The organism is Solicola gregarius, from assembly GCF_025790165.1.
GTDB lineage: Bacteria > Actinomycetota > Actinomycetes > Propionibacteriales > Nocardioidaceae > Solicola > Solicola gregarius.
Genome location: NZ_CP094970.1, coordinates 967,393 through 988,080, shown reverse-complemented (window position 1 = coordinate 988,080; position 20,688 = coordinate 967,393). Strand labels below are relative to the sequence as shown.

Annotated in this window: 24 protein-coding genes; 18 read left to right on the top strand and 6 right to left on the bottom strand. The window is 68.9% G+C overall.

What is annotated here, in order from left to right:
- Window positions 1-10 precede the first annotated feature (10 nt).
- On the top strand, window positions 11-505 hold the full coding sequence (locus L0C25_RS04940; protein ID WP_271635321.1) for an anthrone oxygenase family protein: 495 nt from the start codon (window positions 11-13) through the stop codon (window positions 503-505).
- A gap of 20 nt (window positions 506-525) precedes the next feature.
- Here the strand turns inward: L0C25_RS04940 and L0C25_RS04935 are convergent, their stop codons facing one another.
- On the bottom strand, window positions 526-1,023 hold the full coding sequence (locus L0C25_RS04935) for a GNAT family N-acetyltransferase (protein ID WP_271635320.1): 498 nt from the start codon (window positions 1,021-1,023) through the stop codon (window positions 526-528).
- Window positions 1,024-1,112: 89 nt separating this feature from the next.
- Here L0C25_RS04935 and L0C25_RS04930 point away from each other — a divergent pair, with 89 nt between their 5' ends.
- From L0C25_RS04930 to L0C25_RS04885, 10 genes are all read left to right on the top strand, one after another.
- Window positions 1,113-1,688: a GNAT family N-acetyltransferase gene (locus L0C25_RS04930; protein ID WP_271635318.1), complete on the top strand. Its 576-nt coding sequence runs from the start codon at window positions 1,113-1,115 to the stop codon at window positions 1,686-1,688.
- The gene (locus L0C25_RS04925; RefSeq protein WP_271635317.1) at window positions 1,688-2,575 is read left to right on the top strand and encodes a sulfotransferase domain-containing protein; all 888 of its coding nucleotides are present in this window, start codon (window positions 1,688-1,690) and stop codon (window positions 2,573-2,575) included. Before L0C25_RS04930 ends, L0C25_RS04925 begins: the two co-directional genes overlap by 1 nt.
- Window positions 2,576-2,603: 28 nt before the next feature.
- The gene (locus tag L0C25_RS04920; RefSeq protein ID WP_271635315.1) at window positions 2,604-2,876 is read left to right on the top strand and encodes a DUF2277 domain-containing protein; all 273 of its coding nucleotides are present in this window, start codon (window positions 2,604-2,606) and stop codon (window positions 2,874-2,876) included.
- A gap of 2 nt (window positions 2,877-2,878) precedes the next feature.
- Complete coding sequence (locus L0C25_RS04915) at window positions 2,879-3,937, top strand: diaminopropionate ammonia-lyase (RefSeq protein ID WP_271635314.1); 1,059 nt, start codon at window positions 2,879-2,881, stop codon at window positions 3,935-3,937.
- A 96-nt stretch (window positions 3,938-4,033) separates the two neighbouring features.
- Entirely contained in the window at window positions 4,034-5,062 is a 1,029-nt protein-coding gene (locus tag L0C25_RS04910) for an NAD(P)-dependent alcohol dehydrogenase (protein WP_271635312.1), read from the top strand.
- 8 nt (window positions 5,063-5,070) lie between these two features.
- The gene (locus L0C25_RS04905; RefSeq protein WP_271635310.1) at window positions 5,071-6,075 is read left to right on the top strand and encodes an amidohydrolase family protein; all 1,005 of its coding nucleotides are present in this window, start codon (window positions 5,071-5,073) and stop codon (window positions 6,073-6,075) included.
- Between the two features lies 1 nt (window position 6,076).
- Complete coding sequence (locus L0C25_RS04900) at window positions 6,077-6,769, top strand: metal-sulfur cluster assembly factor (protein ID WP_271635309.1); 693 nt, start codon at window positions 6,077-6,079, stop codon at window positions 6,767-6,769.
- A gap of 21 nt (window positions 6,770-6,790) precedes the next feature.
- Complete coding sequence (locus L0C25_RS04895; protein WP_271635308.1) at window positions 6,791-7,615, top strand: IclR family transcriptional regulator; 825 nt, start codon at window positions 6,791-6,793, stop codon at window positions 7,613-7,615.
- A gap of 47 nt (window positions 7,616-7,662) precedes the next feature.
- A complete protein-coding gene (locus L0C25_RS04890) occupies window positions 7,663-7,989 on the top strand; it encodes a putative quinol monooxygenase (protein WP_271635307.1) in 327 nt (108 codons plus the stop codon).
- A gap of 236 nt (window positions 7,990-8,225) precedes the next feature.
- On the top strand, window positions 8,226-9,194 hold the full coding sequence (locus L0C25_RS04885) for a Gfo/Idh/MocA family protein (RefSeq protein ID WP_271635306.1): 969 nt from the start codon (window positions 8,226-8,228) through the stop codon (window positions 9,192-9,194).
- 10 nt (window positions 9,195-9,204) lie between these two features.
- Here the strand turns inward: L0C25_RS04885 and L0C25_RS04880 are convergent, their stop codons facing one another.
- Window positions 9,205-9,552: an ArsC/Spx/MgsR family protein gene (locus tag L0C25_RS04880; RefSeq protein ID WP_271635305.1), complete on the bottom strand. Its 348-nt coding sequence runs from the start codon at window positions 9,550-9,552 to the stop codon at window positions 9,205-9,207.
- A 71-nt stretch (window positions 9,553-9,623) separates the two neighbouring features.
- Between L0C25_RS04880 and L0C25_RS04875 the strand changes: the two genes are divergently transcribed.
- The gene (locus L0C25_RS04875; protein ID WP_271635304.1) at window positions 9,624-10,370 is read left to right on the top strand and encodes a methyltransferase domain-containing protein; all 747 of its coding nucleotides are present in this window, start codon (window positions 9,624-9,626) and stop codon (window positions 10,368-10,370) included.
- Window positions 10,371-10,412: 42 nt separating this feature from the next.
- Here the strand turns inward: L0C25_RS04875 and L0C25_RS04870 are convergent, their stop codons facing one another.
- Both L0C25_RS04870 and L0C25_RS04865 read right to left on the bottom strand, forming a co-directional pair.
- Window positions 10,413-11,159, bottom strand: a complete 747-nt coding sequence (locus L0C25_RS04870; RefSeq protein ID WP_271635303.1) for an SDR family oxidoreductase — start codon at window positions 11,157-11,159, stop codon at window positions 10,413-10,415.
- Between the two features lie 8 nt (window positions 11,160-11,167).
- Window positions 11,168-12,271, bottom strand: coding sequence for a DNA glycosylase AlkZ-like family protein (locus L0C25_RS04865; RefSeq protein ID WP_271635302.1), 1,104 nt, complete (start codon window positions 12,269-12,271; stop codon window positions 11,168-11,170).
- A gap of 50 nt (window positions 12,272-12,321) precedes the next feature.
- Between L0C25_RS04865 and L0C25_RS04860 the strand changes: the two genes are divergently transcribed.
- Together L0C25_RS04860 and L0C25_RS04855 are read left to right on the top strand one after the other, a co-directional pair.
- Entirely contained in the window at window positions 12,322-12,609 is a 288-nt protein-coding gene (locus L0C25_RS04860) for a putative quinol monooxygenase (protein ID WP_271635300.1), read from the top strand.
- Window positions 12,610-12,691: 82 nt separating this feature from the next.
- Entirely contained in the window at window positions 12,692-14,257 is a 1,566-nt protein-coding gene (locus tag L0C25_RS04855) for an AMP-binding protein (protein ID WP_271635298.1), read from the top strand.
- A gap of 172 nt (window positions 14,258-14,429) precedes the next feature.
- On the opposite strand, the gene msrA is transcribed toward L0C25_RS04855, so the two are convergent.
- Window positions 14,430-15,068, bottom strand: coding sequence for a peptide-methionine (S)-S-oxide reductase MsrA (gene msrA / locus L0C25_RS04850; RefSeq protein WP_271635297.1), 639 nt, complete (start codon window positions 15,066-15,068; stop codon window positions 14,430-14,432).
- 59 nt (window positions 15,069-15,127) lie between these two features.
- On the opposite strand from msrA, the gene L0C25_RS04845 reads away from it, so the two are divergent.
- The 4 genes from L0C25_RS04845 to ilvA are packed head-to-tail and all read left to right on the top strand — an operon-like array spanning window position 15,128 to window position 19,271.
- Window positions 15,128-15,616, top strand: coding sequence for a nucleoside deaminase (locus L0C25_RS04845; RefSeq protein WP_271635296.1), 489 nt, complete (start codon window positions 15,128-15,130; stop codon window positions 15,614-15,616).
- The gene (locus L0C25_RS04840; protein WP_271635295.1) at window positions 15,594-16,784 is read left to right on the top strand and encodes a cystathionine gamma-synthase; all 1,191 of its coding nucleotides are present in this window, start codon (window positions 15,594-15,596) and stop codon (window positions 16,782-16,784) included. Before L0C25_RS04845 ends, L0C25_RS04840 begins: the two co-directional genes overlap by 23 nt.
- Before the next feature lies 1 nt (window position 16,785).
- Window positions 16,786-18,030, top strand: a complete 1,245-nt coding sequence (locus tag L0C25_RS04835; protein ID WP_271635294.1) for an AI-2E family transporter — start codon at window positions 16,786-16,788, stop codon at window positions 18,028-18,030.
- 26 nt (window positions 18,031-18,056) lie between these two features.
- The gene (gene ilvA / locus L0C25_RS04830; protein WP_271635293.1) at window positions 18,057-19,271 is read left to right on the top strand and encodes a threonine ammonia-lyase; all 1,215 of its coding nucleotides are present in this window, start codon (window positions 18,057-18,059) and stop codon (window positions 19,269-19,271) included.
- Window positions 19,272-20,101: 830 nt separating this feature from the next.
- Here ilvA and greA read toward each other — a convergent pair.
- Window positions 20,102-20,611, bottom strand: coding sequence for a transcription elongation factor GreA (greA, locus tag L0C25_RS04825; RefSeq protein WP_271635292.1), 510 nt, complete (start codon window positions 20,609-20,611; stop codon window positions 20,102-20,104).
- Window positions 20,612-20,688: the final 77 nt, after the last annotated feature.

The window sequence follows — 20,688 nt, the reverse complement described above, 5'->3', positions numbered from 1 at the left end:
GGACCGGGCCATGGCTGTCACGACAATGGACGACACATTCGAACTGCTCACCCTGATCACGGCGGTGGCGAGCGGGGCTGCCGGCGGAGCGCTGTTCCCGTTCTCGACATTTGCGATGGCCGGGCTGATCCGGCTCCCGCCGAGCCAAGGCATCGCCGCGATGCAGTCGATCAACGTCAGGGCCATGACACCGGCCTTCATGACGCTGCTGTTCGGAACCGGGCTGTTGTGCATCGTGCTGGTCGTGCGCGCGATCGCGACATGGGGCGACGATTCGGCGGTGCCGCTGCTCGTCGGCGGCATCGCCTATCTCGTCGGCACGATCATCCTCACCCTCGTCTACAACGTCCCGCGCAACGATCGCCTCGCAGCGGTAGACGCCGACGCGTCCGACGCGGAGTCGGTATGGACGACCTACGTGCGTGAGTGGACTGCGGCGAACCATGTCCGGGTCGTCGCGGGAGTGGTCGCGGCGGTCTCGTTCACGATCGCGTACGCGGGGTGAGGCGAGCCTTCGGCGCCCGCCTATGCCGCCAGCGTCGCCACGAAGCAGACTCGGTCCTCACCGGGGGCGTCGTAGTCGCCGTGCACCGATACCCCGTCGACCTCCTTGTCGCCGGGCGAGATCGCGAAGCCGACCGCGGTGTGGAACGCGATCGACCCGGTGTTGTGGGGAGAGGTGATCGCCCGGATCGTCGTACGCCCGGCGGCGCGCGCCTGGTCGAAGAACCGGTCGTACATCGACCGCCCGACACCGCGCCCGCGCAGCCGGGGGTCGACGCCGGTGAAGTGGACGTACGCCTCATCGGCCCGGTCGGCGGAGTGGAAGCCGACGACGAACCCCGCCAGCTCGCCGTCCTCCTCGGCGATCCAGCTCGTCGACGCGAAGTGCTGCAGGAACAGTGGTGGGAGCAGCTTGCTCAGCACCTGCGCTTGCTCAGGGGACCGGGACTCGGACCACCAGGAGGGAACGGCGGCCTTGATCGCGCGGTGGTCGGGGTAGGTTGCGTGCCGAAGATCCATGCTGGCAAGTCTGTTACATCCGGCCGCCCTAGTCGCGACCCGGGCGAATTCGATTGCCGCGCCGCCACGCGACTGCAATGCTGTCGGCCGTGGCAGCCTCATTCGCGACCAAGCCCACGCTCCAGGGCGATCTGGTCACCTTGCGCCCGTTCGAGCCGAGCGACCTGCCGACCATGGCCGCGGCGATCGCCGACCCGGAGGTCGGCCGGCTGACCGGCAGCTACAACTCCTCTGCGGAGCTCGGGTCCGGCGGGTCGGTCATCGACGACGAGCTGCGCGGCTGGTATCTCAGCCGCGGTGAGCAGGTCGACCGGCTGGATCTCGCGGTCGTCGACCGAGCCGCCGGCGGGTGCGTGGGCGAGGTCGTGCTCAACCAGTACGACGAGGGGTCGTCGTCGTGCAACTTCCGGACGCTCCTCGGCCAGGGCGGCCGCGGTCGCGGCCTCGGCACCGAGGCCGCCCGCCTGATCGTCGGGTACGGCTTCGACGATCTCGGGCTCCATCGCATCTCGTTGGAGGTGTACGACTTCAACCCGCGAGCGCGCCGCGCGTACGAGAAGGTCGGGTTCGTCGCCGAGGGGCGGCTACGCGACGCTCTCCGGTTCGACGGCGAGTGGATCGACGCGACGGTGATGTCGATGCTGTCGACCGACCCGAGGCCGTGATGCCCGCCGAGTTCGTGCGCTATCGATCGCCGGAGGAGGACAGCGATCGGTGGCGTGGCTTCTCTTTCCGCGATGGTGACATCGTCATCAGCACCCGGTCGAAGAGCGGTACGACCTGGGTGCAGATGATCTGCGCGCTGCTCGTACACCAGGAGCCGGACCTGCCCGAGCCGCTCGCGGCGCTGTCGCCGTGGCTCGACTGGCTGGTCACACCGCGCGACGAGGTGTACGAGCGGCTGGCCCGGCAGTCGTACCGCCGGGTCATCAAGACGCACACGCCGCTCGACGGCGTGCCGATCGACCATCGCGCGACCTACATCGTGGTCGCGAGGCACCCTCTGGACATGGCGGTGTCGCTGTATCACCAGGGCGACAACATCGACCGCGAGCGCGTCGCGGAGCTGACCGGCGGCGAGGTGCAGACACGTCGCGCTCGGCCGAACCTGCACGACTGGCTGCTCGCGTGGATCGACTCCGACGCCGACCCGCGTGCCGAGCTGGACTCGCTGCCGGGTGTGATGTGGCATCTGCGCGATGCGTGGGCGCGTCGGCAGGCGCCGAACATCCTGCTCGTCCGGTACGCCGATCTGGCACGCGACCTCGATGGCCAGATGCGTGACCTGGCGGCGCGGCTCGGCATCGCGGTCGATGATCGGCGCTGGTCGAGCCTGGTCGAGGCGGCGTCGTTCGAGCAGATGCGCACTCGGTCCACGCGACTGGTCACGGCGCTGCCGGGCGTACTCAAGGACGAGCAGGCGTTCTTCCGCCGGGGAACACCCGGGGCCGGACGCGAGGTGCTCACGCCCGCGGAGCTCGAACGCTACGAGCGCCGCGCCGCCCAGCTCGCGCCGCCGGATCTGCTCGGCTGGCTGCATGACGGCGGCTGACGTCACAGGCGGCGGTTACCCTCGACTCATGTGCCGCAACATACGTACCCTTCACAACTTCGAGCCGGTCGCGACCCGAGACGAGGTGCATGACGCCGCGCTGCAGTACGTGCGCAAGCTCAGCGGGTCCACCAAGCCCTCGCGCGCCAACGAGGAGGCCTTCGACCGTGCGGTCGACGAGGTGGCGGCCGCGACCGAGCGGCTGCTCGAGTCGCTGGTGACCAGCGCGCCACCGAAGGATCGCGAGGTCGAGGCCGCCAAGGCCAAGGCGCGCGCCGCCAAGCGCTACGCGACCGTATAGGCGTGGCGATACCGGCCTGGTACTGCCGGCCGGCCGCACGGCGGTGGACCTGCCCGCCCGTCAGCGGCGACCCGACAGCGTTTCACCGCGGCCTCGACGGGTACGCGCCGACGCCGCTCGTCGCGGTGCCGCACATCGCCGAGCAGCTCGGCGTCGGCCGCGCGTACGTCAAGGACGAGTCGACCAGGCTCGGGCTGCCCGCGTTCAAGGTGCTCGGGGCGTCCTGGGCGATCCACCGGGCGCTCGAGGAGTCGCCGGGTGAGGTGACCACGCTCGTCACCGCCACCGATGGCAACCACGGCCATGCGGTCGCGCGCACGGCCAGGCTGCTCGGTCTGAACGCAGAGGTGTTCGTGCCCCGCGGCGTGGAGCCGGTCGTGGTCGCCGCGATCGGCGGCGAGGGGGCCGACGTGACCGTGCTCGACGCGGCGTACGACGACGCCGTCGCGACCGCAGCGCACGCCGCGGAACGTACCGGCGGGCTGCTCATCCAAGACACCGCCTGGCCGGGGTACGAGCGGGTGCCCGGCTGGATCGTCGACGGCTACACGACACTGCTCGACGAGATCGACGCCCAACTCGCCGATGCCATGCTCGGCGGCCCCGACCTCGTCGCCGTGCCGGTCGGCGTGGGCTCGCTCGCCCAGGCCGTCGTACGCCACTACCGACGCGGCGGCCGCGCACCGGCCGTGCTGTCGGTCGAGCCCACTGCGGCGCCATGCACGATCGCGAGCCTCGATGCGGGAGAACCCGTCACCGTACCTACCGGCACGACCTCGATGGCGGGCCTGAACTGCGGCACGCTCTCCAGCCTCGCCTGGCCGGTGCTGCGCGACGGACTCGATGCTGCCGTCACCGTCACCGACGACGACACGGCCTCGGCGATCGAGCAGCTGGCCGCGGCTGACATCGCGGCGGGCCCCAGTGGCGCCGCCTCGCTTGCCGGTACGACGAGCGCGCTCGCGAAGCCGTCCCGACGCGACGACCTCGGCGTCGACGACGGATCGACCGTCGTCGTACTCAGCACCGAAGGGCCGCTTGCGGGGCGTTCAGGTAAGTAGGCACAAACGACTTATCGGATCGCGATAACGGCGGTTCTGCCGCGGCCCAATCCGGCTCACAATCGGTCCACCCTTCGCCCCAGCCGAGGAGTGATCGTGAGAGCAGTGCGAGTTCACGAGTACGGCGAGCCACCGACTCTCGACGACGTACCCGACGCGGGCATCGAGGATCCGCTCGACGTTCTGGTACGCGTCGACGCGGCGGGAGTCTGCCGCACGGACCTGCACATCATCGAGGGGCAGTGGGCCGAGAAGAGCGGGGTCGAGCTGCCGTACATCATCGGCCACGAGAACGCCGGCACCGTTGTCGAGGTGGGCAGCGCGGTCTCGACCGTTGCGCCGGGCGACACGGTCATCCTGCATCCGCTCGTCACCTGCGGCCTGTGCCGCGCCTGTCGCGAGGGAGACGACGTTCACTGCACCAACTCGCGGTTCCCCGGCATCGACTGCGACGGTGGCATGGCCGAGCTGCTTCGTACCTCCGTACGCTCGGTGGTCACGCTCGACGACGGACTCGCACCGGCCGAGGTCGCCGCACTCGCCGATGCGGGCCTCACCGCGTACCACGCCGTACGCAAGGCGGCGCCGTTGCTCTACCCGGGCAGCCAGGTCGTGATGATCGGTGCGGGCGGGCTCGGCCACATCGGGCTGCAGGTGCTCGCGGCACTGACTCCAGCGGAGATCACGGTCGTTGACCGATCGGCCGAGGTGCTGGAGCGGGCGTCCGAGCTCGGCGCGCACCATGTCGTACGCAGCGACGGAACGCAGGTCGAGCAGGTGCTCGACAACACCAAAGGTCTTGGGGCGCAGGTCGTCCTCGACTTCGTCGGCGAGAGCGGCACGGAGGCCGACGGGGTGCGCATGACGCGCGACGCCGGCTCGTACTTCGTGATCGGGTACGGCGGCCGCGTCGACGTGCCGACGATCGACTTCGTATCGCGCGAGATCAACGTGATCGGCAACCTGGTCGGCTCGTACAACGACCTCGCCGAGCTGATGACCCTCACGGCGCACGGCAAGGTGCGTCTCGCGACGAAGGACTACCCGTTCGAGCAGGCAATCACTGCGCTCGACGATCTAGACGCCGGCCGTATCCCGGGCGGTCGCGCGATCCTCTCTCGGTAAGGAGCCCCATGTACACCAAGAACGGCGAGTCCTACTTCATCGTCGACAGCCACGTACACGCGTGGGACGCGACGCCGGCGAACCAGGCGAACCGGTACGGCGAGGGGTTCATCAACTGCTTCTACGACTACCACCGAAACCTCAGCCCAGAGGACCGGGTCTGGACCCTCGAGGAGTTCCAGAAGCAGAGCGAGGACCGGATCATCAAGGACCTCTTCACCGATGGATATGTCGACAAGGCGATCTTCCAGCCGACGTACCTGACGGACTTCTACGTGAACGGGTTCAATACGACCGAACAGTGCGGTGCACTCGCCGAAAAGCATCCGGACCGGTTCATCGTCAACGGGAGTTGGGATCCGCGTGACGGTGAGGAGGGCCTGGAGATGCTCGCCCGGTTGGCCGAGCGCTGGCAGCTCAAGGGAATCAAGCTCTACACGGCCGAGTGGAAGGGCGCCTCGAAAGGCTGGAAGCTCAGCGACCCTTGGTCGTACCGCTACCTGGAGAAGTGCCTCGAGCTCGGCATCCGCAACATCCACGTGCACAAGGGCCCGACGATCTATCCGCTCAACCGCGACGCGTTCGACGTCGCCGATGTCGACGACGCGGCCTCCGAGTTTCCCGACCTACGGTTCATCGTCGAGCATGTCGGCCTGCCCCGACTAGAGGACTTCTGCTGGATCGCGACCCAGGAACCCAATGTGTACGGCGGTCTGGCCGTTGCGATGCCGTTCATCCACACCCGGCCGCGGTACTTCGCACAGATCATCGGCGAGCTCATGTACTGGATCGGCGAGGACCGCATGACGTTCTCCAGCGACTACGCGATCTGGACTCCGCAGTGGCTGATCGAGCGGTTCGTCGACTTCGAGATCCCTGCCGAGCTGGATGAGTACGCTCCGCTCACGACGGCGGCGAAGAAGAAGATCCTCGGGCTCAATGCCGCTCACCTGTACGACATCGACGTACCGCCGGAGTTACGACTGACCGAGACCGCGACGGCGGTGGCGTGACATGACGGCGACCCTCATGCGGGAGCGGGTACACGCCGCACTGTGCTCGGTGCGTGATCCCGAGCTGGACGAGGCGATCACCGAGCTCGGCTTCGTACGCTCCATCGACGTCGACGGCACAAGTGTCGCCATCGAGCTGCGGCTACCCACGTACTTCTGCGCACCGAACTTCGCGTACCTGATGGTGGCTGACGCCCACGACGCGGCCTCGACGGTGCCGGGTGTCGCCTCCGTACGCGTGACCCTCGTCGACCACTTCGCATCCGACGAGATCAACCAAGGCGTTGCAGCATCGAAGGGATTCGCCGGCTCGTTCCCGGGTCAAGCCGTCGATGAGCTTTCGAAGCTGCGACTGACGTTCCTGCGCAAGGCGCATTCCGCCTGCCAGGAACGAGTGGCAGCGGCGCTGATCCGGGCCGGACGGGTACCCGAGGATCTGGCGACCGTGACGTTGGCCGATGCGGAGCCTGGATCCGACGCGGAGCGGCTGGTACGCCGGCGCGCCGAGCTCGGGTTGCCGTCCGGGCCGGACGCGCCGCTGCTCGTACACGACGATGGCGAGCCCATCGAGGACGAGGACATTCCTGGGCGGTTGCAGTTCGCGCGCACCACCCGAATCAGCATCGAGGGCAATGCCGGTCTCTGTCGCGGGCTGCTGGCGGTACGCTACGGCGAGGGGGCGGACTCGGGCTAGACGGACCCAGGAGCGGGGTAGATGACGGTGGTTGCGCAGGATATTGGGCTCTCCTTGCCGGAGGCTTCCGTTCGAGTCGACGCGCCAGTCGCGGGAACGGTCAAGTCGGTTGCCCGTGCGTTCCGCGCTCTCGAGTACGTCGCTACGCGGCGCGACGGGGCGTCCGCGAAGGAGATCGCGGCGCACCTCGACATCGCGCTCCCGTCCACGTACCACCTGCTCGCCACCCTCGTCGAGAGCGGCTACCTGGTGCACCTCGCGAACAACGCGCGGTTCGGGCTCGGCTACCAGATTCGTGTCCTCGAGCAGGGGTTGACGCACCAGCTCGAGGTGCCGAAGGCGATCCAGGATGCGATCGGTCACCTGCATGCGGAGGCCGATGCCGCGGCGTACTACGCCGTCTACCGCGAGACCGAGGTCGTCCTCGCGCACGTCGTCGACTCCGACCGGCGACCGCGGGTCCGGGTCCTCGAGGTCGGCTTCCACGAGGCGACGCATGCGACGGCGTTCGGCAAGGTGATGCTCGCGGCGATGACCGTCCAGCAGCGACAGGAGTACATCCGTCGCGTCGGGCTTCGGGCCTGCACCGGCAAGACGATCACCGACCCCGACGCGCTCGAGCAGCATCTCGCCCACGTACGCGAGTCGGGCATCGCACTCGAGATCGGCGAGTTCCAGGACCGGATCGCCTGCATGGCAGCGCCCGTACGTACGCCTGCGGGCGAGGTGGTCGCCTCGGTCGCGATCTCCTTCCCGAAGGCGCTGTTCGCGAAGCACCGCTGGGATCTCGAACGCGCCGTGCGGCACGGTGCACTCGTCGCGAACCGGGCGCTCAGCGCACGATAGGGTCCTGCGCCAGACACGAGCGCCCAACCCCAACTCGGAGGAGCAGCATGATCTTCATCGTCGTCAGGTTCACGGTCAAGTCCGAGCACCGCGACGAGTGGCTGGATCGCGTTCGACCGTTCACCGAGGCCACGCGCGGCGAGCCGGGCAACCTCTGGTTCGACTGGTCACGCAGCGTCGACGATCCCGACGAGTTCGTGCTCGTCGAGGCGTTCCGCGATGCCGACGCCGGTGCCGATCACGTGTCGAACCCGCACTTCCAGGCCGGGCTCGACACGATGCGTCCGATGCTGGCGACGACGCCGGACATCATCAACGTCGATATGCCCGGCGACGGTTGGTCGCGAATGGCCGAGCTGGAGCTCGACGACTAGGCCGACACATCTCAACGTCGGCTCAGGCGGAGGAAGGAATCTGCCTTTGGCTCAGACGGTGCGGCCAAAGGCAGATTCCTTCGTCGCACCCGCGATGACGGACGAGAGCAGTCCGCTAGGTTCGATAGATCTCGAACCAACGGTGAAGGGGGTAGCAATGGTCATCCGGGTCGGCATCATCGGGGCGAGTCCCGATCACGGCTGGGCGTTCCGGTCGCACGTGCCCGCGATCGAGAGTGTTCGGGGGGATCGAGGTCTCGGCGGTCGCGACGACCCGTGCGGAAACCGCCCGCCGCGGTGCCGAACGCGCCGGCGCGAAGCACTGGTACACGTCGGCTCGCGACCTCGCCGCGAGCCCGCAGGTGGACGTCGTCGTCGTGTCGGTACGCGTGCCGTACCACCGAGAGCTGATCGAGGAGGCGTACGCCGCGGGCAAGCACGTGCTGTCCGAGTGGCCGCTGGCGCTCGATCACGACGAGGCCGAGGCACTCGTCGACCGCATTCCGGCCGGGGTATGTACCTTCGTCGGCCTCCAGGGGAGATTCGACCCGGCGATCCGTGAGGCGCGAAGACTGGTGCAGGACGGCGCGCTGGGCGCGCTGCAGTCGGTCTCGGCGTGGTCGTCGCACGGCAAGGGTGCGGGCGGTCGAATCATCGCCCCCTTCGCGTACACCCTCGACGACTCCACCCGAGCCGGGAACTCGCAGGTCCACGCGGGTCACTTCGTCGATCTGCTCGACCACGTGCTCGGCGGCATCGAGTCCGAGGCCCGGCTGACCTCGCAGCGTCGTACGAAGTACGAGGTCGACGACGGGTCGTCCGTGGAAGCGTCGGCGCCGGACACGATGACGCTGACGTTCCGCGCCAACGAGGCGGCGCTCGGGGCGGCCGTGATGTGGGAAGGTGCGCCGAGCCCGCAGCGCTCGATGGCAATCGCGGGCGAGCTCGCAACACTGCTGCTCGACGGTCACCCGGGAGGCGCGCCGGGCTCCAACCAGCCCCAGATGGCGGCGTGGTCGCTTCGGCTGCAGGACGAGTCGGGCGTACGCGACGTGCCGATCCCGGCTCATGGGTCCGGGCTCCCGCTCGAGGCCCGCAACACGGCGGAGCTGTGGGCCGCGATCCGCGACGACGTGGACGATGGCGGAAGCCGCGCGCCGACGTTCACCGACGCGCTGCGCCTGCATCGGCTGATCGCGCCATAACGCGACTCGGTCAAGCGAGGAAGTCGGCGACTCGCTCCTTCGGGCGGCCGATGATCGCCCGGTCGCCGCGAACGAGAACCGGGCGCTGCATCAGCCGCGGATGCTCGACCAGAAGGTCGGCGACCGCCTCCGGTGTTGTGTAGCGGTCGGCGTCCAGACCCTGCTGCTTGAAGAACGCGTCCTTGCGCACGAGGTCGGCGGGCGGATCCTCGAGCTTCGCGATGAGCGCGAGCAACTGGCCGCGGTCGAGCGGCATCTTGAGGTACTCGACGACGTCGGCGTCGCCGCCGGCGACCTGGTCGTACGCGTGCCGAGACGTCGAGCAGCGGGGATTGTGGAACAGGGTCAGATCGGCCATGGCGCCACGATCTCACGGCCATTCGACGAAACTCGGTCGACGCCGAGCGCGGGGCGTGCTTCGATGCGCCGGTGAGTGGCTGGTGGCAGCGAACGGACTATCCGCGCTCCTCGACGTACGACCCGGAGTGGCTGCTGTCGCTCGACATGGGGCCGAACCCGCTCTGGCTGCTCGAGGACCTGCTCGTGGACCTGGTGATTCCGCCCGGGGCACGGGTGCTCGATCTCGGGTCCGGACTCGGTGCGACCTCGGTGTTCCTGGCGCGGGAGTTCGGTGCCGAGGTGTGGGCGACCGACCTGTGGGTGTCCGAAGCCGCCGCGACGAAGGTGATCGCGGACTGCGGCGTCGAGGACCTCGTGCACGTCGTCAATGCCGACGTACGCTCCCTGTCGTACGACAACGAGCAGTTCGACGTCATGGTCAGCATCGACTCGTGGGAGTACTTCGGCACCGACGACCGGGTACTGCCGTCGCTGCTGCGAGTGCTGCGTCCTGGTGGGCGGATCGGCATCGCCACCCCTTGTCTTCGTGAAGAGTTCGCGACGTACGAGGAGTGTCCTGCCCACGTACGCGAGGTCGTCGGCTGGGAGGCGGCCGCGTGGCACTCGCCGGACTGGTGGCGTGCGCAGTGGGCGCGCACCGGTCTGGTCGACGTCACGTCATGTCGAGCGCAGGAGCGCGGCTGGTCGGACTGGCTGGCCTGGACACAGGCGCTCGACGCGCGCGATCCGGGCAGTCAGCGGGCGGTGCTCGACATGCTCGAGGCGGACGGTGGAGCCAACCTGTCGTTCGCGATGGTGACCGCAGTCAAGCGCTGACTGGTTTCGGTACTCGCGAGAAGTACGGGCACCCGTCGATCCTCACCGGCCGCCGGCAACCCGCAGCGTCGTGCCTGTGACGTACGACGCGGCGTCGCTCAGCAGCCAAGCGATCGCGTCGGCGACCTCCGCCGGCTCACCTGCTCGGCCCAACGGCACCTTCGGGCCTACTCGCTCGACGCGGTCGGGCTCGCCGGCTTCGGCGTGGATGTCGGTGCGCACAATGCCCGGTGCGACGCCGACGACGCGGACACCGTCGGCGGCGACCTCCTGCGCGAGGCCGACCGTCATTGCGTCGACTCCCGCCTTCGCGGCGGCGTACTGGACGTACTCGCCGGGCGAGCCCAGCGTGGCCGCGCCGGACGAGACGTTCACGAGTACGCCGCCGCGGCCGCCGAACGAGGTCGACAACGCACGTACGGCGGCTCGGGCGACGAGCAGTGCGGAGGTGAGGTTCAGGTCGACCGTGCGCCGGACGACGTCGACGGGCGTATCGGACAACGGGCCGATATGGAAGGTTGCGCCGGCGTTGTTGACCACGCCGGTCGGCGTGCCGCACTCGGCCGCTGCCGCGAACAATGCCTCGATTCCGGCCGTCTCAAGCAGGTCGGCGCGTACCGTCAGGCAGTCGACTCCCTGCTCGCGTACGCCGGCGGCCGTCTGTTCGGCGGCGGCCGCATCGCGGGCGTACCCCAGCACCAGGTCGTGTCCGGCGGAGGCGAGGCGCAGGGCGGTGGCGGCGCCGATGCCGCGCGTACCGCCGGTGATCAGGGTCAGCGGTCGTGTCATGGGACGAGTCAACCAGGCAGGTCGAGGTCGAGCTCGAGCCAGTCGGCGAGATCGCGGATCTCGTGGTCGATCGCGGCCGTCATCGTCTTGGTGAACCTGACGTCTCGATGAATCGCGTCGACCCGGAGCACCCGTGCCTTGCGGTCGGCCGTCGCATCCACCTTGCCGACCAGGCGGTCGCCGTAGAGGATCGGCAGCGCGAAGTAGCCCCAGCGTCGCTTGGCCGCGGGCTTGTACATCTCGAGCTGGTAGTCGAAGTCGAAAAGCTCGGCCATCCGCGAGCGGTCGTACACGAGCCGATCGAGCGGCGACAGCAGCGCGGCGCGCCCCGAGAACGGCTGCCCGAGCTGAGCCGGGTCGACCCGCCACTCGCCGCGGACGCCGTCGATGACGGCGGGCTCACCGGCGGTGCCGACGTCGTTCGGCTCGACCGGGCACGCGGTCGTCTTGCCTCGCGCGATGCCGAGCGCGCGCAGCCGCGTCTCATCGCGTAGGAGCCGCGCCTCGGGAGCCGGTACGACCGCGTCGTCGGGGTAGACACGAACCGCCAAGTCCCACAGGCGATCACGGCCCTTATGGCCCGCCGTCGCGATCTCGCCGCGCTGCTCCATCAGGTCGAGCATCATCCTGACATTGCGATTGTTGTTCCACCCGGTCGAGCGCCACGGCACGATGCAGGTGTCCGGGATATCGCGTGCGGTGAGCGGGCCGGAGAGCTCGAGTCGGGCGGTGATGTCGCGGTGGCACGCGTCGTTGTCGTCGATCCAGTCGCGCTGAGCCAGCATCCACTCGGCGACATCACCCGAGCCCGGCCAGGCGGCCATGTCGGCGCGGTAGAGCGCAAGATCCTGCGCGGGCCGGATGAACCCGCGCAGCTCGACCATGCTGCCGTCGGCGAGTGCCCGCTCGAGGTCGCCGGGTGCGTACGTCGAGCCGAGGCGGCTCCACGAGCTGAGATCGGCGTTCGGGGCGATGGCGGACGTCTGGTCGACCTGGAGAAGGCTCAGGCGCCGCACCATCTCATGCAGGTCGGCGGGTCGCGCGGCATCGAGCAGCTGCGCGCGTACGGCGATGCGGCGCGCATCGGTGCGAGACAGTTCGTGTGCTGCCACGTCCGGCAGACTAGGCGAGTGAACAGACAACCGCGATAGGGGAGCTGCACATGGTGATCGTGGCGGGACATCTCATCGTCGGCCCAGCGGATCGCGAGTCGTACCTCGCGGGGTGCGCGAGCGTGGTCGAGCAGGCGCGGAGTACGCCAGGCTGCATCGACTTCGCGATCAGCGCCGACGTGGTCGACCCCGCGCGTATCGACATCTACGAGCGTTGGGAGTCACGAGAAGCCGTCGAGGCGTTCCGTGGCAGCGGTCCCAGCGACGAACAGGGTGCGGCGATCCTCTCCGCGTCCGTGTCCGAGTACGACGTGGCGGACGTACGCCCGCTGACCTGACTCAAACCGTCTGCGCTGGACCTACCCGTGGCCGGCAGTGATCTGACAGCGGGTTGGCAGCGCCGTCGCTCATCGTCGGGGCATGAAGGCGCGACACGACATCTACTGGACGCAGGGCCTCCACCGTGCCCTGCAGCAGCAACCGGATGGGATCGCCACCATCTTCGGCGAACGGACACGTACCTTTACCGAGCAGGCCGATCGAGTGGCTCGGCTGGCCGGCGCGCTGCGCGAGCTGGGCGTACGCGACGGGGCTCGCGTCGGCATCCTCGGTCTCAACTCCGATCGTCTCGCCGAGGCTGCGCTTGCGATCCCGTGGGCCGACGGGGTGATCGACGTGGTCGACATCGTGCGGGCGCCGTTCGAGATGGCGCCGATGCTCGCCGAGGCCGAGACGAGCATCCTGCTCGTCGATGACGCGTTCGCGGGATTCGTGCCGCAGATCAGGGCGGCGTACGCGGGCCTTCGGTCGGTCATCCACATGGGGGACGGGCCGCCGCCGGCGGACACGACGGCCTTCGAGGCGCTCATCGCGGGCACCGCCCCTGTCCCCGACGCCCGACGCGGCGGTGACGAGCTGGCCGCGCTCGTCCACACCGGCGGGACGACGGAGCTGCCCAAGGCCGTGATGCACACCGGCGGCTCGATGTTGAGCCTGGCCCAGGCCTTCGGCGCGACTCTTCCGGAGTTCGTACGGCCGGGCACGAGGCTCCTGCAGGTGACACCGATGTCACATGTATCGGGTGTTGGTACGTGTCTCGCGACCTCGCAGTACGGCAACACGCTCGTACCGCTGCCGAGATTCGACCCGGCCGTCGTGCTCGAGATGGTCGAGGCGCACCGGATCACGGCGATGTTCGTCGTGCCGTCGATGCTGCAGCAGGTCGTGGACCACCCGGACGCGGCGCGGCGCGACCTCGACAGTCTTCGGCTCGTCTTCTACGGGGGGTCACCGATCACCGAGCGGCTGCTGGAACGTACCGAAGCGGTCTTCCCGCACGCCGGATTCGGCCAGGTCTACGGCATGACGGAGACGATGTCGTGCACGTTGATGACCCCTGCGGACCACCGGCCCGGACCTCAACGCCGGTCCGCGGGCAGGACTGCCATTCATTCCGAGCTGCGGGTCGTTGACGCGGACGACGTCGACGTACCGACGGGCACGCCGGGCGAGATCCTGCTGCGCGGGCCGGGGGTGATGCAGGGGTACTGGAACGACCCCGACGCCACGACACAGGTACTTCGAGGCGGGTGGGTGCACACCGGCGACATCGGGTACCTCGACGAGGCCGGTTATGTCTACGTGGTCGACCGGGTAAAGGACGTGATCGTGGTCGGTGGCGACAACGTGCACTCGACCGAGGTGGAGAACGCGTTGGCTTCCCATCATGACGTGGCCGCGTGCGCTGTGATCGGGGTCCCCGACGACGGCACCGGCGAACAGGTGCACGCGGTCGTCGTACCGCGTCCCGGCGCCAGCCCGGATCCCGAGCAGTTAGCGAAGCACTGCGCCGCGTACCTGGCCGAGTTCAAGGTCCCGAAGGGCTGGGAGTTCGTCGAGGCGCTGCCGACGTCGCCGACGGGCAAGGTGCTCAAGCGCGAGCTGCGTAAGCCGCACTGGGAAGGCAGGGAGCGCCAGGTGAACTGACCGCGCCACGCTCGGGCGGCTCCGCCCTGAGGTTTGCCTTGGAAGGCAAACCTTACCCCGTTTCCATATTAAGGTCCCGCCGAGGTACGGATTCCCGCCAATCCCGCCAACCTTGATTGGCCGGAATCCGTACCTCGGCGGGAATCGGCTCGTTGTCAGCCGGCGTACTTTGTCAGCCGGCGTACTCGACACCCGTCGCGTGGATGGGGCAGTAGCCGAACGGGTTCTTGGCGAGGTACTGCTGGTGGTAGTCCTCGGCGTAGTAGTACGTCTGCAGCGGCTCGATCGTCGTGGTGATCTCGCCGTAGCCGCGCTCGGTCATCGCCTTCTGGTACGCGGCGCGCGACGCCTCGGCGGCCGCCTGCTGCTCGTCGCTGGTCGTGCGGATCAACGACCGGTACTGCGTGCCGCGGTCGTTTCCCTGACGCATGCCCTGCGTCGGGTCGTGGTTCTCCCAGAACACCTTGAGCAGCTGCTCGTACGTCACCACTGCGGGGTCGAAGATCACCCGCACCACCTCGGCGTGGCCCGTGCGCGCAGAGCAGACCTCCTCGTACGTGGGGTTCGGGGTGCTGCCGCCGGCGTACCCGACCGACGTCGACCACACGCCCGGGATCTCCCAGAACGTCTTCTCCTCGCCCCAGAAGCAGCCGAGACCGAAGACGGCAACGCGGTACCCCGCGGGTGGGTCGGCCTCGATCGGAGTGCCCAGCACCGCATGCGTGGTGCCGACCTCGAACGGCCGCGTGTCGCGACCCCGCAGCGCGTCGTCGCTGGTGACGAGTCGGGTCTTGTCCTGACCGAAGATCATGGGCGCCTCCTAGGTGGTCCACCAGGCACAACGAACGAGATGCGCCTATCCTTCCCGACGTGGTTGATGAGACAGACATCCGACACCTGCGGAGATGCGTCGAGCTCGCGGAGGAGGCGCTCGAGGCCGGCGACGAGCCCTTCGGCTCCGTGCTCGTCGACGCCGACGGACGCGTACGCGCGGAAGACCGCAACCGCACGGCAGACGGCGACCAGACCCGGCACCCGGAGTTCGAGCTCGCCCGCTGGGCGGCGGAGAACCTGAACCCCGAAGAGAGACCCGCGGCTACCGTCTACACCTCCGGCGAGCACTGCCCGATGTGCTCGGCCGCACACGCGTGGGTCGGGCTCGGCCGCATCGTGTACGCGAGCTCATCGGCGCTGATGGCGCAGTGGGCAGCCGAACTCGGTGCCGAGCCGTCTCCCGTACGCGCGTTGCCGATCCAGGAGGTCGCGCCGGGCATCGAGGTCGATGGCCCCGTGCCCGAGCTGGCCGAACAGGTGCACGCGCTCGTACGCCGGCTGCATGCCGGCTCGTCCGGGGGCTAGGCTCGCGCACGTGACTGACCACGGCTTCGAGACCCGAGCAATTCACGCCGGCCAGGAACCCGATCCGCGTACGGGCGCGGTCGTGCCGGCGATCTACGCCACCAGCACCTACAAGCAGGACGGTGTCGGTGGGCTACGTGAGGGGTACGAGTACTCGCGCAGTGCCAATCCGACCCGCACCGCGCTCGAGGAGTGCCTGGCCAGCCTCGAGCAGGGTTCGCGCGGGTTCGCGTTCGCGAGCGGTCTCGCCGCGGAAGACACCCTGCTGCGCGCCCTGACCCGGCCCGGCCAGCATGTCGTCATTCCCGACGACGCGTACGGCGGCACGTACCGGCTGTTCGAGGGGGTCGAGAAGCACTGGGGACTCGCGTACACGCCGGTGTCGGTCACCGACGTGGACGCGGTGCGCGACGCCATCCGGCCGGGAGAGACGCGCATCGTCTGGGTCGAGACGCCGACCAACCCGCTACTGAACATCGCCGACATCCAGGCCGTCGCTGACGTCGCGCACAAGGCCGACGCCCTGCTCGTCGTCGACAACACCTTCGCCTCGCCGTACCTGCAGCAACCGCTGACGCATGGCGCCGACATCGTCGTGCACTCGACCACCAAGTACGCCGGTGGCCACTCCGACGTGGTCGGCGGTGCGCTGGTCGTACGAGACGCCGAGCACGCCGAGCCGATCGCGTACCACCAGAACGCGGTCGGCGCGGTCGCCGGCCCGTTCGACTCGTGGCTCGTGCTGCGCGGGCTGAAGACGCTCGGACTCCGGATGGACCGGCACAGCCACAACGCCGAGCAGATCGTCGACTTCCTGCAGGGCCGCGACGAGGTGAGCGAGGTGATCTACCCCGGTCTCGCCGAGCACCCCGGCCGCGAGATCGCCAAGCGGCAGATGAAGCGCTTCGGCGGCATGGTGTCTTTCCGGATGCGCGACGGCGAGCAGGCGGCGGTCGACCTGGTCAACCGCACCGAGCTGTTCACGCTCGCGGAGTCGCTCGGCGGTGTCGAGTCGCTGATCGAGCATCCGTGCCGGATGACGCACGCCTCGGCGGCGGGCTCGCCGCTCGAGGTGCCGCCCGACCTCGTACGCCTCTCCGTCGGTATCGAGACCGGGTCCGACCTGGTGGCCGACCTGGAGCACGCTTTCGAGGCCAGCAAGGCCTGACATGGGGCGATGGGGGAAGCGGCTCGAACGCCAGCGGGCGATTCTGAACCGCGACGTCGGCCGCGTCGTCGACGGCGACGAGCTCGCCGAGGAGCTTGCGCCCACGCGGGAGCAGCCCGAACACGACGCGCGCGGTGTCGAGGAGTCGCCGCACGTACGCCGTCTCGACATACCGATCGGGGTCGAGCGGGCCGCCGCATGGGGCTGGCGGGTCTTGGTCATCGCGCTGGCGAGCTACGTCGTCTACCGGATCCTGTCGTTCTTCTCCGACATCACGGTGCCGATCGCGATCGCCGTACTCATGACGGCGCTCGGCATCCCGTTCGTCGATGCGCTCGTGCGGCTCCGGGTCCCTCGCGTACTCGCCACCATCGTCGTCGTGCTCGCGGGCATCGCCGTGATCGTCGGCATCCTCACGCTCGTCGGCCAGCAGGTCATCGCCCAGATCGACGACCTGCGTACGTCCGTCGCCGACGGACTCGGCGAGATCCAGGACTGGTTGCGCGACGGCCCGTTGGGGTTGTCCGACGAGCAGCTCGACTCCTGGATCGACCGCGCCCAGCACGCCGTCCAGGGCGACGACGGTGAGGTCGTGCAGCGCGCGACCGAGTTCGGGTCGCGTCTGACGCACGTCGCGGCCGGTACGTTCATCGTGATCTTCTCGACGTTCTTCTTCCTGTACGAGGGTGAGCGCATCTGGCGGTTCATCGTGGCGCTGGTGCCGCGCAAGGCGCGGGAGGCGGTTGACGGGTCCGGGCATGTCGCGTGGATCTCGCTGACCGCCTTCGTACGCGCGACCGTGCTCGTCGCGTCGGTCGATGCGGTCGCGATCGCGTTCGCGGCGTGGCTGTTGGGCGTACCGTTGGTGTTCGCGATCGGCATGCTGGTCTTCCTCGGCGCGTTCGTGCCGATCGTGGGTGCGTTCGTGTCCGGGATCGTCGCCGTGCTGGTCGCTCTCGTCGACCAAGGCTTCTGGACCGCAGTGCTCATGCTGGTCGCCGTGCTGCTCGTGCAGCAGCTCGAGTCGCACGTACTCCAGCCGTTCCTGATGGGCCGGCTCGTACGCGTGCACCCGCTCGCGATCATCCTCGCGATCGCGGCCGGCATCACGATCTCCGGCGTGGTCGGCGCGCTCGTCGCCGTGCCGACCGCCGCATGCGCGAATGCCGTGGTGCGCTACCTGGCGGGGCGCTACGGCGAGCAGGCCGACCTGTCGCGCGAACCCGAGGCGGCGGCGGCCCGCTGACGCCCGGAAGGTCCTAGAGTCGTCCCATGCAGCACACCCCCACCGTCACGATCGACGACGTACGCGCGGCGGCGACCCTGCTCGGCGACGTCGCGTTGACCACGCCGATCGAGGTCTCCCGATCGCTCTCCGCGATGACCGACGTACCCGTCCTGCTCAAGTGCGAGCATCTGCAGCGCGCGGGTTCGTTCAAGATCCGCGGCGCGTACGTTCGCATCGCCAACCTCAGCGAGGAGGAGCGTGCCCGCGGGGTCGTCGCGGCGAGTGCCGGCAACCACGCGCAGGGCGTTGCGTTGGCGGCGTCGCTGCTCGGTACGAAGTCGACCGTCTTCATGCCGGAGGGTGCCCCCATCCCCAAGGAGAAGGCGACCCGCGCGTACGGCGCGGACATCCGGTTCACCGGCGAGAGTGTCGACGACTGCCTGGTCGCGGCCACGGAGTTCGCCGAAGCGACCGGCGCGGTGCTGATCCATCCGTTCGATCACGTCGACATCGTCGCGGGGCAGGCGACGGTCGGGCTCGAGATCGTCGAGCAGGTGCCCGACGTGGCGACCGTCATCGTGCCGGTCGGCGGCGGCGGACTGGCGGCCGGCATCGCGAGCGCGATCGGCGAGCTGCGTCCCGACGTACGCGTCGTCGGTGTGCAGGCCGAGCGGGTCGCGGCGTACCCCGAGTCGCTTCGTGCCGGCCACCCCGTCGCCGTTCCGGGACGCACGACCATGGCCGACGGCATCGCCGTACGCAGGCCGGGCGACGTTCCGTTCGCGGCGATCTCGGCGAATGTCGACGAGATCCTGACCGTCTCCGAGGAGGCGCTGAGCAGGGCGATGCTGTTGCTGCTCGAACGGGCGAAGCAGCTCGTCGAGCCCGCCGGCGCCGCCGCGGTCGCCGCGCTGTTGGACAACCGCGACAAGTTCGAGGGCCCCGTGGTGTGCGTTCTCAGCGGCGGCAACGTCGACCCGCTGCTGCTCATCCACCTGTTGCGGCACGGGATGGCCGCGGCCGGGCGGTACTTCGCGTTCCGGGCCAGGATCCCCGATCGGCCCGGTGGGCTGCGGGAGCTGCTCGACCTGCTCGCGAAGATGGACGTCAACGTGCTGGACGTCGTACACGAACGCACGTCGGCCGCCCTGCACCTCGACGAGGTCGAGGTGTCGATGCAGGTCGAGACGCGCGGCCCGGAGCATCGGGAGCGAGTGGAGACCGAACTCACGCAAGCCGGCTACACCCTGAGCTTCTGATCCCCCAGATTCGGGCCGAAACGTCCCGTTTCCACTCGAGAAACGGGTTGGCCGCCAGCTTTCCCGCCGCTTCGGCTGGGAAAGACGCGGCGACGACGGGACAGGAGCTTTCGGTGGCATCCCGCCGCATCGGTTCCCTTCGATGCCGGCTTGCCCGCCGCATCGGCTGGGAAAACGGCGACGACGCGCGATACGGCGCTTCGGCTGGGGTTGCTTCGCGGCTTTCCCGTCACCTTAAGATGGGATCGGGGTGACGTTCGGTTTCGGTGCCACACCGGCCCCTGCCGTCACACCGTTCACACCAGGCACGGCAAACATCCACCTTGCACGGTGAAGACCCATGCAAAGTGGACGTTCACCATGCCGAGTGCCCACAACCGTCTACATCGTGGACGGTCCGTCGAAACCCTGCACCGACGGACCGGGAAACCGTGAAAGTGGCAACCCCAGGAGCGGGAAACCCGGCAGGAAACCCCACGCCGTACGCACCGCCGTCGTCGCCGCGTCTTTGTGCCAGCCGACAGGGCGGGGAGGCCGGCAGCGCGCGGGACCGAAGCGGCGGGTAGTCGCACCGAAGAAGACGCGAAAGCCGGCAGCGGTGGGAAACCAATGCCCACCGGTCCCGTCGTCGCCGCGTCTTTGTGCCAGCCGACGCGGCGGGGAGGCCGGCAGCGCGCGGGACCGAAGCGGCGAGAAGTCGCACCGAAAGAAGCGGGAAACCCGGCGGCGCCGGGTAATCGCACCGAAAGAACCGGGGAAACCCGGCAGCGGCGCGGAACCCGCTGGCTCCCGCCCCGCCGGGACGTTCGGGCCCAAATCTCGGGGAGGGGTCAGCCGGTGAACGGCTTGGCGTCGACGACCTCGACCGTCACGTCGTTGCCGTTCGGCGCGGTGTACGTCGCCTTGTCGCCCTTGAACTTGCCGTTGATCGCCGAGCCCAGCGGTGACTCCGGTGAGAAGACCTCCAGATCGACCGACGGGTCGAGCGCGAGGAGCTCGCGCGATCCGAGCATGAACTTCTCGGTGTCGTCGTCGCCGGCGAACCGGATCGTGACGATCATGCCGGGCTCGACCAGACCGTCGTCCTCGCGCTGCTCGCCGACCTCGGCGCGGCGCAGGAGGTCTTCGAGCTGGCGGATGCGCGCCTCGGACTTGCCCTGCTCCTCCTTGGCCGCGTGGTACCCGCCGTTCTCGCGCAGGTCGCCCTCGTCGCGCGCCTCCCCGATGCGCGCAGCCAGCTCCGCCCGGGCAGGACCACGAAGATGATCCAGCTCTGCCTGCAGACGCTCGTACGCGTCCTTGGTGAGCCAGACGGTGTTCGTTTCGGTTGGCTGTGTCACGGTTCGTGCTCCTTGGTTGGATGCGGTCTGTCGGGGAAGCACCCGGTGCGAATAGGCGACCATAGCAAGTGTCGCGA

Coding starts and splice junctions, on each gene's coding strand:
- ilvA (WP_271635293.1), top strand. CDS start 18,057: ATGCAGCACACCCCCACCGTCACGATCGACGACGTACGCGCGGCGGCG.
- L0C25_RS04905 (WP_271635310.1), top strand. CDS start 5,071: ATGTACACCAAGAACGGCGAGTCCTACTTCATCGTCGACAGCCACGTA.
- L0C25_RS04880 (WP_271635305.1), bottom strand. CDS start 9,552: ATGGCCGATCTGACCCTGTTCCACAATCCCCGCTGCTCGACGTCTCGG.
- msrA (WP_271635297.1), bottom strand. CDS start 15,068: ATGATCTTCGGTCAGGACAAGACCCGACTCGTCACCAGCGACGACGCG.
- L0C25_RS04940 (WP_271635321.1), top strand. CDS start 11: ATGGCTGTCACGACAATGGACGACACATTCGAACTGCTCACCCTGATC.
- L0C25_RS04895 (WP_271635308.1), top strand. CDS start 6,791: ATGACGGTGGTTGCGCAGGATATTGGGCTCTCCTTGCCGGAGGCTTCC.
- L0C25_RS04900 (WP_271635309.1), top strand. CDS start 6,077: ATGACGGCGACCCTCATGCGGGAGCGGGTACACGCCGCACTGTGCTCG.
- L0C25_RS04870 (WP_271635303.1), bottom strand. CDS start 11,159: ATGACACGACCGCTGACCCTGATCACCGGCGGTACGCGCGGCATCGGC.
- L0C25_RS04840 (WP_271635295.1), top strand. CDS start 15,594: ATGCCGGCTCGTCCGGGGGCTAGGCTCGCGCACGTGACTGACCACGGC.
- L0C25_RS04925 (WP_271635317.1), top strand. CDS start 1,688: ATGCCCGCCGAGTTCGTGCGCTATCGATCGCCGGAGGAGGACAGCGAT.
- L0C25_RS04855 (WP_271635298.1), top strand. CDS start 12,692: ATGAAGGCGCGACACGACATCTACTGGACGCAGGGCCTCCACCGTGCC.
- L0C25_RS04860 (WP_271635300.1), top strand. CDS start 12,322: ATGGTGATCGTGGCGGGACATCTCATCGTCGGCCCAGCGGATCGCGAG.
- L0C25_RS04920 (WP_271635315.1), top strand. CDS start 2,604: ATGTGCCGCAACATACGTACCCTTCACAACTTCGAGCCGGTCGCGACC.
- L0C25_RS04935 (WP_271635320.1), bottom strand. CDS start 1,023: ATGGATCTTCGGCACGCAACCTACCCCGACCACCGCGCGATCAAGGCC.
- L0C25_RS04835 (WP_271635294.1), top strand. CDS start 16,786: ATGGGGCGATGGGGGAAGCGGCTCGAACGCCAGCGGGCGATTCTGAAC.
- L0C25_RS04890 (WP_271635307.1), top strand. CDS start 7,663: ATGATCTTCATCGTCGTCAGGTTCACGGTCAAGTCCGAGCACCGCGAC.